At 61.5% G+C, this 13,268-nt stretch carries 10 protein-coding genes; 5 read left to right on the forward strand and 5 right to left on the reverse strand.

Annotated elements, in window-relative coordinates:
- The first annotated feature begins 7 nt into the window (after positions 1-7).
- The 3 genes from LOY50_RS26870 (at position 8) to LOY50_RS26880 (ending at position 4,094) form a co-directional block, all read left to right on the forward strand.
- The gene (locus tag LOY50_RS26870) at positions 8-1,090 is read left to right on the forward strand and encodes a hypothetical protein (RefSeq protein WP_258689599.1); all 1,083 of its coding nucleotides are present in this window, start codon (positions 8-10) and stop codon (positions 1,088-1,090) included.
- Positions 1,091-1,179: 89 nt separating this feature from the next.
- Positions 1,180-1,956, forward strand: coding sequence for a substrate-binding periplasmic protein (locus LOY50_RS26875; RefSeq protein WP_408980826.1), 777 nt, complete (start codon positions 1,180-1,182; stop codon positions 1,954-1,956).
- 266 nt (positions 1,957-2,222) lie between these two features.
- Positions 2,223-4,094, forward strand: a complete 1,872-nt coding sequence (locus LOY50_RS26880) for a DEAD/DEAH box helicase (protein WP_253470134.1) — start codon at positions 2,223-2,225, stop codon at positions 4,092-4,094.
- Between the two features lie 247 nt (positions 4,095-4,341).
- Here LOY50_RS26880 and LOY50_RS26885 read toward each other — a convergent pair whose 3' ends face one another.
- The 3 genes from LOY50_RS26885 to LOY50_RS26895 form a co-directional block, all read right to left on the reverse strand.
- Positions 4,342-4,938, reverse strand: coding sequence for a YceI family protein (locus LOY50_RS26885; RefSeq protein ID WP_003206427.1), 597 nt, complete (start codon positions 4,936-4,938; stop codon positions 4,342-4,344).
- A gap of 32 nt (positions 4,939-4,970) precedes the next feature.
- Positions 4,971-5,522, reverse strand: coding sequence for a cytochrome b (locus tag LOY50_RS26890; RefSeq protein WP_253470136.1), 552 nt, complete (start codon positions 5,520-5,522; stop codon positions 4,971-4,973).
- Between the two features lie 1,101 nt (positions 5,523-6,623).
- Entirely contained in the window at positions 6,624-8,378 is a 1,755-nt protein-coding gene (locus tag LOY50_RS26895; RefSeq protein WP_253470140.1) for a flavin monoamine oxidase family protein, read from the reverse strand.
- Positions 8,379-8,625: 247 nt separating this feature from the next.
- Here LOY50_RS26895 and LOY50_RS26900 point away from each other — a divergent pair, with 247 nt between their 5' ends.
- Together LOY50_RS26900 and LOY50_RS26905 are read left to right on the forward strand one after the other, a co-directional pair.
- Complete coding sequence (locus LOY50_RS26900) at positions 8,626-10,032, forward strand: adenosylmethionine--8-amino-7-oxononanoate transaminase (RefSeq protein ID WP_253470141.1); 1,407 nt, start codon at positions 8,626-8,628, stop codon at positions 10,030-10,032.
- A gap of 206 nt (positions 10,033-10,238) precedes the next feature.
- Positions 10,239-10,958, forward strand: a complete 720-nt coding sequence (locus tag LOY50_RS26905) for a 16S rRNA (uracil(1498)-N(3))-methyltransferase (RefSeq protein WP_253470142.1) — start codon at positions 10,239-10,241, stop codon at positions 10,956-10,958.
- Positions 10,959-11,069: 111 nt separating this feature from the next.
- Here LOY50_RS26905 and LOY50_RS26910 read toward each other — a convergent pair whose 3' ends face one another.
- Together LOY50_RS26910 and LOY50_RS26915 are read right to left on the reverse strand one after the other, a co-directional pair.
- Complete coding sequence (locus tag LOY50_RS26910) at positions 11,070-11,972, reverse strand: transporter substrate-binding domain-containing protein (protein WP_258689603.1); 903 nt, start codon at positions 11,970-11,972, stop codon at positions 11,070-11,072.
- A 21-nt stretch (positions 11,973-11,993) separates the two neighbouring features.
- The gene (locus LOY50_RS26915; protein ID WP_253470145.1) at positions 11,994-13,235 is read right to left on the reverse strand and encodes a D-amino acid dehydrogenase; all 1,242 of its coding nucleotides are present in this window, start codon (positions 13,233-13,235) and stop codon (positions 11,994-11,996) included.
- Positions 13,236-13,268: the final 33 nt, after the last annotated feature.

Consider the following 13,268-nt stretch of genomic DNA (forward strand, 5'->3'; position numbering starts at 1 on the left):
GCAATAGATGCCTAATGGTCACAGGCTAACGACCCCACAACTCATTTACCTGGTCTACGGGGCCGAAACCTATCACCAGGAAGCATTGTTCAGCATCGCCAGCGCGGTGGCCGGCCTGCGCAAGACGCCGGACGAAGCATTGGATATCCAGGTATTCACCGACAATCCCGCGCCGTACGAAGGGCTGCCGGTGCGTTTGCGCCCGTTGGACAACGAGACCCGCCAGGCCTGGATCGAACCCTACGGTTATCATTTCCGCGCCAAGCATGTGGTGATGCAGAAAGTCCTTGAAGAAGCCGAAGTGGCGCTGCTGATCGACACCGACACTTTTTTCCACTGCTCGCCCCTCGAACTGTTCCGCCGTGTGCAGCCTGGCACGCTGCTGTGCAACGCCTTCGGCATGAATTATGGCGCCAACAAGGATGCCGGGCTGTACCAGACACTGGCCGACACACTGCGCCAGCGGCAATTGGCAGACGACGACATGCCCTTGTTGAACTCGGGGGTCATTGGGCTCAACTGCGCCGATGCGTCAGTCCTGGATCGCTCGATCGTCCTGATGGATGAACTGTATCCATTGGCGCAGGGTGCCTACACACTCGAAGAGTTCTGCCTTTCGGTGGCCGCCTATCGCTCGGTGCAGGTGCGCGAATGCCCGGATCTGATCCATCATTACTGGAGCCGCAAGCAACTGTTCCGCGCCAAGACCAAAGCCTGGCTCGACAAACACCGTGACGCGCCGGTCTGCCAACAGGCTCTGGATGAAACCGGCCAAGTGACTGCGACGCTGCCCCGGCCGCCGGGCCTCCAGCGCCTGGCCTACAAGTTCATCACCCTGGCACTGCCCAGCCATAAACGCCAATTCATGCGCGAGATCCTCTACGGCTGCTATCGCCACACCAACCAGTTCGATCAAGCCTGCGCCCCGGTCTGGTGGGAAAAGGCCCTGGAGAACGTCGAACAGCGGCTGAAAAAACCATTGCACGACCATGAGCTCAAGCGCTGGTTCAATCATCCACTGATTCGCCTGGTACTGGGCCAGCGCCGCGAAGCCATCTACGAGCACCTGATGCAGGCGAAGGGCAATTAGTGGCCTGTGTGGTTAGTTCGTTAGTTGCCACTAGGGCGCAGGCCAGAGCGCTCTAGCTATTTGATGAGCTCTCGTCGTAACCTCAGGCCATGCCCGTCATTGTCCAGCTGCTGACCGCCCTTCTTCTCTTGTGCCTGAGCATGGTTGCCCGGGCCGAGAAGTTGCGCATTGTCACCGAACCCTGGGCCCCGTATGTCTACGAAGAGAACGGCAAGATGCTGGGCCTGGACTACGAAACCACGGCCATCGTCTTCAAGCGCCTGGGTATCGACGTGGAATGGCAGTTCCTGCCGTGGAAGCGTTGCCTGGTGATGCTGGAGCAGGGATTGGCGGACGGTGCGCTGGACATTTTCCACAGCGATGAACGCGATTCCATGCTGCTTTACCCCAGCGAACCGCTGTCGGACGTAGAGTTCGTGATGTTCTACGCCAATGCCCGGCCCCATCCGTTTCGCACACTTGATGACCTGGGCGGCCTGACCGTCGGCACCTCACCCGGTTATCTCTACAGCCAGGCCTTCAGTGAGTCGACCCTGTTCACCCGGGAAACGGCGCCCACCCACGAAGCCAATTTCGGCAAGTTGCAGCTGGGACGCATCGACCTGCTCATCACCGACCGCAGGGTGGGCCGATATGTACTCGAACAAATGCAGTTGGGCGACCAGATCACCGAAAACCCGACGGTCGTGAGCCGCCAAAGCCAATACCTGGCGGTGCGGCGCAACGCCGGGATGGATTTGCTGGTGCAACGCTTCAGTGCCGAACTCAAGCGTTTCAAGCGCGAACCCGCCTATGCCGAACTGAGCGCCCGCTACGGTGCCGGCCCAGTGGCCAAGGTCATCTCGCCGGACCTGGGTCAACGTTGAAATAAACCGTTGAGCAGCAGGAAAGCGGCGCACGGCGTTTGCTCTGTTATACTCCGGCCTTCCCGCCAGGCTCACGCCCGGACGCCCGGCCTTGCAAAAGGCATCCCGACACCGCTACAGCGCCGCCTACGGCCCGCGCGAGCCTTGTCCGGATCCGCCTTCGAGGCCCGGCAGGACCGGACGGGATGACGTCTTTTTGTTGAACGTCATTCGCGCCAGGCAAGACTATCCCATTGGGCCAGGCCCTCACTAAAACAGGATTACTCATGTCCTTTGCTTCCCTCGGTCTCTCCGAGGCTTTAGTCGGCGCCATCGAAGCCGCCGGCTATACCCAGCCTACCCCGGTGCAACAGCGGGCCATTCCCGCCGTGTTGCAAGGTCGCGACCTGATGGTCGCGGCGCAGACAGGTACTGGTAAAACCGGCGGTTTCGCCCTTCCGATCCTGGAGCGGTTGTTCCCCAACGGTCACCCAGACAAGTCCCAGCGTCATGGTCCGCGCCAACCGCGCGTACTGGTCCTGACCCCAACCCGCGAACTGGCGGCCCAGGTACACGAGAGCTTCAAGGTCTACGCTCGCGACCTGAAGTTCGTCAGCGCCTGCATTTTTGGCGGCGTGGGCATGAACCCCCAAGTCCAGGCCATGTCCCGTGGCGTCGATGTACTGGTTGCCTGCCCCGGCCGCCTGCTGGACCTGGCCGGCCAGGGCAGCGTCGATTTGTCCCACGTGGAAATCCTCGTGCTGGACGAAGCCGACCGCATGCTCGACATGGGCTTTGTCCATGACGTGAAGAAAGTCCTCGCTCGCCTGCCCGCCAAGCGTCAGAACCTGCTGTTTTCGGCGACGTTCTCCAAGGACATCACCGACCTGGCTGGCAAGCTGCTGCACAACCCGGAGCGCATCGAAGTCACGCCACCGAACACCACGGTCGAGCGCATCGAGCAACGCGTCTTCCGCCTGCCGGCCAGCCACAAGCGCGCCCTGCTGGCGCACCTGATTACCGCCGGCGCCTGGGAACAGGTCCTGGTGTTCACCCGCACCAAGCACGGCGCCAATCGCCTGGCCGAGTACCTGGACAAGCACGGCCTGCCGGCTGTGGCGATCCACGGTAACAAGAGCCAGAACGCCCGCACCAAAGCCCTCGCCGACTTCAAGGCCGGCGAAGTGCGCATCCTCGTGGCCACCGACATCGCGGCCCGTGGCCTGGACATCGACCAGTTGCCTCACGTGGTCAACTTCGAACTGCCGAACGTCGATGAAGACTACGTGCACCGTATCGGCCGCACCGGCCGGGCCGGTCGCTCGGGCGAAGCGATCTCGCTGGTCGCACCGGACGAAGAAAAACTGCTCAAAAGCATCGAGCGCATGACCAAGCAGAAAATTGCCGACGGCGACCTGATGGGCTTCGATGCCAGCACCATCGAGGCCGAGAAGCCTGAAGTGCGCGAACGTCCGGACGTGCGCAATCCGCGCAATGCCCGTGGCCCGCGCGGCGACGGTCCGAATGGCGGCGGCGGTGGTGGTGGCGGCCGCAAAGACAAAGGCAAGGACAAGGGCAAGGAAAAATCGGCCAGCAACAGCAATGGCCGCGGCGAACGCCCAGCCCGCGAACAGAAGCCCCGCGAAGGCACGCCAGCCCGTGAACAGCAGCGTCCAGCCCCGCGCGCCGCAGCCGATCGTGCCCCGGACGAGTTCCTGGATGACGACGTCGACAACTTCGGTAACCGCGTCGACTACGTGCCACAGCAGAAACCGGCCCAGGGCCGTGGTCGTCGCCCGGGTGCCCCGGCACAGGGTGCAACTGCAGGCGCGCCGCGCAGTGGCCAGCCACAAGGCCGCCAGAACGGTCCGCGCAACAGCAACGGCTCGTCTACCGGCACGCCACCGGCCAAGCGCAGCGGCCCACGCAACGGTGCCCCGCGTGACGGCCAGGCTCGTCGCGATGACACCCGCCCGCGCCGCCCGGCCCATGACGACCAGCCTCGTCAGGAACCCGCCGTGCAGAACCCGCGCGGCAGCCAGCCGAAGATCATGCACAAGGAGTCGAAAGCCGATCGCTTCCCGACGCCTGAACAGCTGGATCAACTGCCAAGCCGTCCACGGGGCGAAAAACCGGCATTGCTGACGCGCAATCGCTGAGTTTTTTCCAAGCCTTGAAAAATGCCCCGGGTCTCGCGACCTGGGGCTTTTTTTTGAGTGATACCGATCTAACCCCGTGGGAGCGAGCCTGCTCGCGATAGCGTTGGGTCAGTCAATATCTGTATGGCTGATCCGGCGCAATCGCGAGCAAGCTCGCTCCCACAGAGGATCTCTGTGTTGCCGGAATCCGCGCAATAAAAAACGCCCCTGATCGCAAGACCAGGGGCGTTTTTTGTCACTGCGAAGGTTACTTCGCTTTGACACCTTCAAACGAGATGTACAGCTCAACGGCGTCGGATTGTGGGCCCAGGTCCATCATCTTGCCGAAGTCGGAACGCTTGATGCTGGTGGTGCCCTCGAAGCCAGCACGGTAGCCGCCCCATGGATCCTTGCCTTCGCCCAGGAACGTGGCCTTGACCACGATTGGCTTGGTCACGCCATGCAGCGTCAGGTCACCCGTCACGTCTGCAGTGTCTTTACCATCAGCGTTCTTGCCAGTGGACTTGACGCTGGTGGACACGAACTTGGCATCGGCGAACTTGCCTACGTCCAGGAAGTCCTTGCTGGCGATGTGCTTGTCGCGCTCGGCGTGGTTGGTGAACACACTGGCGGTACGTACGTTGAACTCGATCTTGCTGGCCTCAGGCTTGGCGGCGTCAAAGCTGAACTTGCCGTCGATGTCCTTGAAGGTACCGGTGATGTAGCTATAGCCCAGGTGGCTGATCTTGAAGTCGACGAAGGCGTGCTGGCCTTCCTTGTCAACCACGTAGTCAGCAGCCATGGCCTGGCCGGCTGACAACAGGGCAGAACCGATTGCCAGGGCGGCGAGCGTCTTTTTCAACATGCTTTCTATTCCTTTGGAGTCGAGGTTGAACATCAGGCTTGGCGCCCCAGCATTCGCTTGAGGGTCGCGTCACGGTCGATAAAGTGGTGTTTCAATGCTGCCAACGCATGAAGGCCGGAGAAAATTACCAACGCCCACGCCAGGTAGAGGTGAATCTGGCCAGCGACGTCTGCCTGATCGGGCAGTCCGGACACCAGCGCGGGTACTTCAAACAAACCAAACACCGGGATCCCGACACCGTCTGCGGTGGAAATCAGGTAACCGGCAATCATCACGGCGAACAACCCGAGATACAGTGCGCTATGACCGAGCTTGGCGCCGACGCGGGTCAGGCGGCCATAGGTTGGCAGGGTCGGTGGCGGCGGGCTGACAACGCGCCAGATCACCCGCAGCAGCATGACCGCCAGTAGCACCAGGCCAATGCTCTTGTGCAGGTCCGGTGCGTCTTTGCGCCAGGTGCTGTAGTAATCCAGGCCAACCATCCACAGGCCCAGGGCAAACAGCCCATAGACCGCCAGCGCAACACCCCAGTGCAAAGCGATACTGACCCAGCCATAGCGAGAAGAAGAGTTGCGTAGCTGCATTGCTCATTTCCTGTAAAAACTGCGATCAAGACTAGCGAGTTATCTATCGATTTAAAGCGGAAAATTTCGCTTTGAAATATCGAGAAATACGATCATCAGTCTGGAGGGGGTGGGTTAAGGAAAGATTAAAGGGGAAACGGTGGGTGATGGCGAGGGGGTCAGGCAGCCTTTAGGGGCCTGCATGGACCTCATCGCGAGCAGGCTCGCTCCCACAGGAGACCACGCAGGGGCTGTCACCGCCGCCCAACTATTTTTGCCATGCAATATATATGTATCGCCATTTCCACTTTTACCCTTGATCAAATGAGCACTCAACAACTTATTGAACAAGGTGAACAAGGTGAACAAGGTGAACAAAATGGTTGTTCGTTATACCCCTTTCAAAGCTAGCGGTTCGCCGCAACTACCGCCTAATCAAACAATATCCACGGGGCAATACCTAAAATCCAGCAATGGGCGGTTCCGATTGAGCGGGTCAAAACTTTATTTGAGAACTTTGAAATTAAAACTTGGTCGTTTTCGCTGCCGCCTCTCTAGAGTCACTTATTGACGCACTCAGACCGGTAAGGATCCATGTCGCATCTATAAACTAATTGAGGATCGTGCTTTTTCAGCACCATACGGCCATCAGCAGTGCAACCACTGACACCGAATACTGCCAATAGCATTAAAGCCGCTATCAATTTCATGTTAACTCCAGCTTTCACGAGGTGGAAATTTTGAATTATTAGTTTACCGAGCACTCAGGCCTATATGGATCGATGGAGCATTTGTGTGCTAGCTGCGGATCTATTTTTGGAATCATCGGATTCGTCAAAGGATCTCGGCATTCGCCATACACACATCCATATATCGAAGCCAATACGACCACTGCCATTAGTATTTTCATACGCGCTCCTGTTTTTGGAGGAGCCTAGATTTGTGGCTTGGTGCGGGCTATCGCCTGCTTCCGGTTAAAGGGTGGGAAGTTTCCGATATATCGCCAAGACGTGTAGGACGTAGCGCTTATTAAGCGATGCCGGGCTTTGAGAGGCGCCGCCGGTACGCTTGATGCTGGATAAAAAAACGCGGCCCTTGAGCCGCGTTCTTTCCACCTGATCGTTACTGAGCCTTCGTCTCAGTCGCCGCCGGCGTTGTCGCTGCCGGCTTGGCCGCCGGTTTCTTCGCCGGAGTGGCTTTCTTCACTGGCGCTTTTTTAGCCGGGGTCTTGGCCGCTGGTTTTTTCGCCGCTGGTTTGGCCGCTGCTTTCTTGGCTGGCTCAACCTTTGCCGGGGCTGGTGCAGGTGGTTCCACCGGTGCCGGCGCAGGAGCGGGTGCAGGTGCTGGAGCCGGCGCTACCGGTTCCGGTGCCTTGACCGGCTCTGGCTTCTTGTCATCGTCCGAGCCACCAAACAGGTTGCTGAAGAAGTTGCCCTTCTTCGCCGCCACTGCACCAGCAGCCGCCGTTGCAGCAGGCGCGACCTTGGGAGGTTCAAACGACTTGCCCGCCGCCAGGTCTTCAACCTGGCTGGCGGCCCGCTGGCCGCTGCGCAGCGCGCCTTCCAGGGTGCCCGGATACAGGGTGTCGGTGTGTTCACCGGCAAAGGCTACGCGCTGCAGTGGCTTTTCCCACAGGCGCCAGTACTTGCTGATCTGGCCCGGGCCAAAGGCCAGGTACGCGCCACCCATGGACGGGTCGGTGCTGTAGCGGCGGATTTCGTAGCCGGTGAACGCGCCACGGGCCTGTGGATAAAACGCGTGCAGGCGGATCAGTACCTGATCGACCATCTGCTTGTCGCCGAAGGCCTGCATCACCCGGGCGTTGTCGCCGGACAGGTTGATGACCACGTTGGCACCGCCCTTCAAGGCCGGTTCGATCCACATCATGCCCAGGCCGGCATTGCTGTAGATCTCACCCGACATGCGCGCCTTGCTGTCCCAGACCGGGGTCTTGAACTTGAGCATGATCTGGTCGCGCCAGCCGTAGTTGGTGCCCTTGATCGCGCCTTGATGCTGGGCGTCCAGGGCCGGGGTCAACTGGATCTTGTTCAGGGCCCGCAGGGGCACGGCCAGCACCACGTAGTCAGCCTGGTAGCCAACGGCGCCAACCTTGACGGTCACCCCGTCCTTGTCCTGGGAGATGGCCGACACGGGCGAATTGGTCTTGATGGTTTTCAGTTGCTTGACGAACGCCTGGGCCAGGACCTGGCTGCCGCCGAGCAGGCGCGAGGCCCGCAGGTCGCGGTCGGACACGCCGCGATAGACGCGGTTCTGCTGGGCGAAATACAGCAGCGACAGACGCGAAGGTTCGTCATAGCGGGTGCGAATCTCTTGGTTCACCAACTGCCGCGCCGTGGCCGGCAGTTGCAGACGGTCGAGCCAGTTGGACACAGTGATCTGGTCCAGCGCATGCAGCGTGCTGGTCGCCGCCGGGTTCTGCGGGTCTTCGATGGAGCGCGCCAGGTCGTCCAGGGTGGTTTCGTAGCGCTTGAGGGCTTCGGCGGTGGCCGGCTGTTTGGTCGCCAGGTCCGCGGCGGTGAAGTAGGTGCCGTCGATCAGATAGCTGGGGGTACGCACGAACTCCGGCGCCGGCGTGGTGCCCAGCTTGAATGTGGAGACGTATTTGTTCAGCACCGGCTGGGTCTTCTCGTTGCCGATCCACTCGCTGGTGGCCATGCCCGAACGACCGCCCAGGTCCGGCTTGGCTTCCAGCAGCGTCACGGCCCAGCCTTTGTTCTGCAACTCGTAGGCTGCGGTGAGCCCCGCCAGGCCGCCGCCAATCACGATGGCCGTCGGTTGTTTGTCCTTGGCCAGCGCCGAAACGCTGAACAGCCCTATCATCACCAGCGCACAGGCGCGCAGCCAACCAGCAGACATTCAACGAACTCCGGATTAAAACGTAGGAAATTTCAGTTTTCGAGCCAGGCGGCTCTCGGTTTTTCGAGCCAGTCGGCTCAGGGAACGGCGAAGAATACGTCAGCCATCAAAACGCCGCCAGCGACGTCTATCGCCTCGTTCAAAGTAGTGGGAATGACACAATGGGTTGTCCCCAGGGCCGCCATTGCATAGGCTTGCGCGATTGTTTTGCCCGCGCCCGCCGCGAGCCGCCTCGAGGAGACTGTAAATGGGCCTGAATAACCAGTGGATGCAACGCGACCTCGCGGTGCTATGGCATCCCTGCACCCAGATGAAAGACCACGAACAGCTGCCGCTGATCCCCATCAAGCGCGGTGAAGGCGTGTGGCTGGAAGATTTCGAAGGCAAGCGCTATCTCGATGCCGTCAGCTCCTGGTGGGTCAACGTGTTTGGCCACGCCAATCCGCGCATCAACCAGCGTATCAAGGACCAGGTCGATCAGTTGGAGCATGTGATTCTCGCCGGCTTCAGCCACCAGCCGGTGATCGAGCTGTCCGAGCGCCTGGTGAAGATGACGCCCGAAGGCCTGACCCGGTGTTTCTACTCCGATAACGGCTCGTCCTGCATCGAAGTGGCGATGAAGATGAGCTTCCACTACTGGATCAATCGCGGCCGGCCGGACAAGAAGCGCTTCGTCACCCTGAGCAACAGTTACCACGGCGAAACCATCGCGGCGATGTCGGTGGGCGATGTGCCGTTGTTCACTGAAACCTACAAGGCGTTGCTGCTGGACACGATCAAGGTGCCGAGCCCCGACTGCTACCACCGCCCTGAAGGCATGGGTTGGGAAGAACATTCGCGCAACATGTTCGCGGCCATGGAACAGACCCTGGCCGAGCACCACGACACGGTGGCGGCAGTGATCGTCGAACCGCTGATCCAGGGCGCCGGCGGCATGCGCATGTACCACCCGGTGTACCTGAAGTTGCTGCGCGAGGCCTGCGATCGCTATGGCGTGCACCTGATCCACGACGAAATCGCCGTCGGCTTTGGCCGTACCGGGACGATGTTCGCCTGTGAGCAGGCCGGCATCACGCCAGATTTCCTCTGCCTGTCCAAGGCCCTGACCGGCGGTTACCTGCCGCTGGCCGTATGCGTGACCACCGACGAGGTCTACAGCGCGTTCTACGACGACTACCCGACCCTGCGCGCCTTCCTGCACTCCCACAGCTACACCGGCAACCCGCTGGCCTGCGCGGCGGCCCTGGCGACGCTGGATATCTTCGAAGAAGACAACGTCATCGAAAACAACCAGGCCCTGGCCCAGCGCATGGCGAGCGCCACCGCGCACCTGGCCGATCACCCGAACGTCGCCGAAGTGCGCCAGACCGGCATGGTGCTGGCCATCGAGATGGTCAAGGACAAGGCCAGCAAAACCGCTTATCCGTGGCAGGAACGGCGCGGCCTGAGTGTGTTCCAGCATGCCTTGGAGCGCGGTGCCTTGCTGCGTCCGCTGGGCAGCGTGGTGTATTTCCTGCCGCCGTATGTCATTACCCCGGAGCAGATCGATTTCCTGGCCGAAGTGGCCAGCGAAGGCATCGACATTGCCACCCGGGACAAGGTCAGCGTGGCGGTGCCGAAGGACTTCCACCCGGGTTATCGCGATCCGGGCTGAATCCCGGCTTTCTGTTGAAACACTGTTGTGGTGAGGGGATTTAGCGAAACGTCGCACCGCACCGCGGGACTCTGTAGGAGCTGGCGAAGCCTGCGATCTTTTGATCTTTCGCTTGAGACTCAAGTGTTTGGGGAAAGATCGCAGCCTCGTTGCACTCGTCAGCTCCTACACAGCTCCTACACATTTAACTTTTCCAGAGATTCAGCATGAGACTGTCCCGCTTCTTCATCGACGCGCCCCTGAGCCTCGGCGACCACGAACTGCCTGAAGCCCAGGCCCACTACATCGGCCGGGTGCTGCGCATGGCCGAGGGCGATGCGGTGCAGGTGTTCGATGGCTCGGGCCAGGAGTTTCGCGGCACCCTGGCCGAGGTCGGCAAGAAACGCGTGCGGGTGCAATTGGACGAGCAGTTCGCCGGACAGCCTGAATCGCCGCTGCGCATTCACCTCGGCCAAGGCCTGTCCCGAGGCGAGCGCATGGATTGGGCGATCCAGAAAGCCACGGAGCTGGGCGTCAACGAGATCACGCCGATTTTCAGCGAACGCTGCGAAGTGCGTCTCAAGGACGAGCGCGCCGACAAGCGCCTGCTGCACTGGCGCCAGGTGGCAATCAGCGCCTGCGAGCAATGCGGGCGCTCGAGCGTGCCGATCATCCACCCGCCCCTGCTGCTGGCCGACTGGCTGAAGCAGACCGAGGCCGCGCTCAAACTGGTGCTGCATCCGGTGGCCGAGCCGCTGGTCAGCCATGACAAACCGTCGACGCTGGCGTTCCTGATTGGTCCTGAAGGCGGTTTGTCGGACGCCGAAGTCGAACAGGCCAAGACCGCCGGCTACCACGCCGCCCGCCTCGGCCCTCGCGTGCTGCGCACCGAAACCGCGCCGGTGGTGGCACTGGCGGTGGCGCAGCAGTTGTGGGGGGATTTCTGAAGTCGGATATAAACCCCATGTGGGAGCGAGCTTGCTCGCGATAGCAGTGGGTCAGTCAACATCGATGCTGACTGATCCGGCGCTATCGCGAGCAAGCTCGCTCCCACAGGCCTACTGCACCGGCTCGCTAGTGGGCTTGGCAATGATCGCCTTCAACTCGCTGGTCATCGGGAATTCCAGGTTCAGGCCCTTGGGTGGGATCGGTTTCTGGAACCAACGGTCGTAAATGTCGTTGATCTCTCCCGACTTATACAAATCGGCCAGGGTCGCGTTGACCAGCGCCAGGAATTGCGGGTCGTCCTTGCGCACCATGCAGCTGTAGATTTCCCGCGATTGCTCTTGCCCCACCACCACCCATTTGTGCGGGTCGCGAGCCTTGGCCCGTTCGCCGTATAGCAACGCATCATCCATGTAGAACGCCGCCGCCCGGCCTGTTTCGAGCATCTGGAAGGATTCGCCGTGGTCCTTGGCGCTGATGATGAACATGTCGGCCTTGTTGTCCTGGTTGTAGCTTTTCAGGAAGCGTTCGTTGGTGGTGCCGGCGGTGGTCACCACGTTCTTGCCGCGCAGGTCGGCGAAGCTGTGGATACCGCTGTCCTTGGCCGTCAGCAACTGGCCCTTCACGTAGATGAAGCCGTAGGAAAACGCCACTTGCTTCTGCCGCTCGGCCGTCACCCCGGTAGAGCCGCACTCCAGGTCCACGGTGCCGTTCTGCACCAGTGGAATGCGGGTCTGGGACGTGACCAGGTTGTACTTCACGTTCAGTTGCGGCAACGCCAGTTGGGTCTTGATGCGCCCGACAACCTTGCCCGCCAGTTCCACCGAGTAACCCATCGGTTGGCCGCTGCTGTCACCGACGTAGGAAAACGGTACCGAAGCGTCGCGATAGCCCAGGGTAATGCTCCGGGTGCTGGCGATCTTGCCCAGTGTGCCAGCCGGGGGGGCTTCATTGGCATGGGCCTGGACGCTTAACAACAGGCTCAGGGTGTAGCCGATCAACGTGATTTTTTGCATTGTTATTCTCCGTTGGGTGGGTCAGGCGGCGCGGGGCGTCAGGCCCTGCAAGTCGATGGAAGGCGTGTGCTGGCCGATCAGCTCGCTGAGCAAGCGAGCGCTGCCACACGCCAGGGTAAAGCCCAAGGCCCCATGGCCGAGGTTGAGCCACAGGTTACGGTAGCCGGTGGCGCCGATCAGCGGCACGCCGCTGGGGGTCGCCGGGCGCATGCCGGCCCATTCGACGGCACGCGAATAATCCCCACCCAGAGGGAAGGTTTCCAAGGCCTGGCGCTTGATCAGGGCCAGGCGCTTGGGGTCCGGCGCCGGGTCGAAACCGACGATGTCCACCATCGCCGCAACGCGCAGTTGTTCGCCGATGCGCGCGTAGACGACCTTGCGGTCATAGTCGGTGATGCTCAACTGCGGTGCCCGATGCCGTGGGCCAATGGGCGCGGTCAAGCTGTAGCCCTTGAGCGGATACAGCGGCATCCGCACGCCGGGCAATGCGAGCGCTGCGCTGCGGTGGCCGGCGGCAATCACCAGTTGCTCCACCGGCAGCCGCTGCCCGTCCAGCACAATGGCCTGCACCGCACCGTCGGCGTGCTCGATGCCGCTGACCGGGTGCCCCAACAGGAACTCGCAACGCCCCGAAGCCCGCAAACGTGCCGCCAATTGCTGGCAGAAGGCATGGCAATCGGCGACTTCCTCAGCCGGCGTGTAGATCCCGCCCACGTACGGCACGCCGGCCAGCGCCGGTTCCAGGCTCGCGCACTCGATGGGGCCAAGCACCTGCTGGTGGGCACTGTCCAACAACCCCTGCCGCGCACGCTGGAAATGCCTCGCGTCGCGAAATGTCACCAGCTTGCCGTTGCGCCGCCAGTTGAAACCGTCGAGGCGGTCTTGCTCGCGCCAGTCCTGCAAGGTGGCCTGGCTCAACAGTGCCAGGCGCAACAGGTGGGCGCCGTTACGCCGGTTGACCGAGCTCCGGCAGGCGCCGATGAACGCGGCCATCCAGCGCCACTGCGCCGGATCAAGGCGCGGTCGCAACTTGAGCGGCGAATCACCGCGCAGCATCCAGCCCAGCGCCTGCCAGGGCACCCCGGCGTCCGCCAGCGGGGTGACGTAGCGATAAGACAACTGGCCACCGTTGGCGAAACTGGTTTCGCTGCCCAAGGTCTCCCGGGCCTCCACCAAGGTTACCTCGACGCCGTCGCGCACCAGCGCATAAGCCGTCGCCAGCCCGACCACGCCACCACCGATGATGCAAACCCGCTGAGCCATGTCCATCTCACGTCCGTTTTCAGTGGCTTGAGG

This window comes from Pseudomonas sp. B21-010 (assembly GCF_024749325.1).
Classification (GTDB): Bacteria; Pseudomonadota; Gammaproteobacteria; order Pseudomonadales; family Pseudomonadaceae; genus Aquipseudomonas; species Aquipseudomonas kilonensis.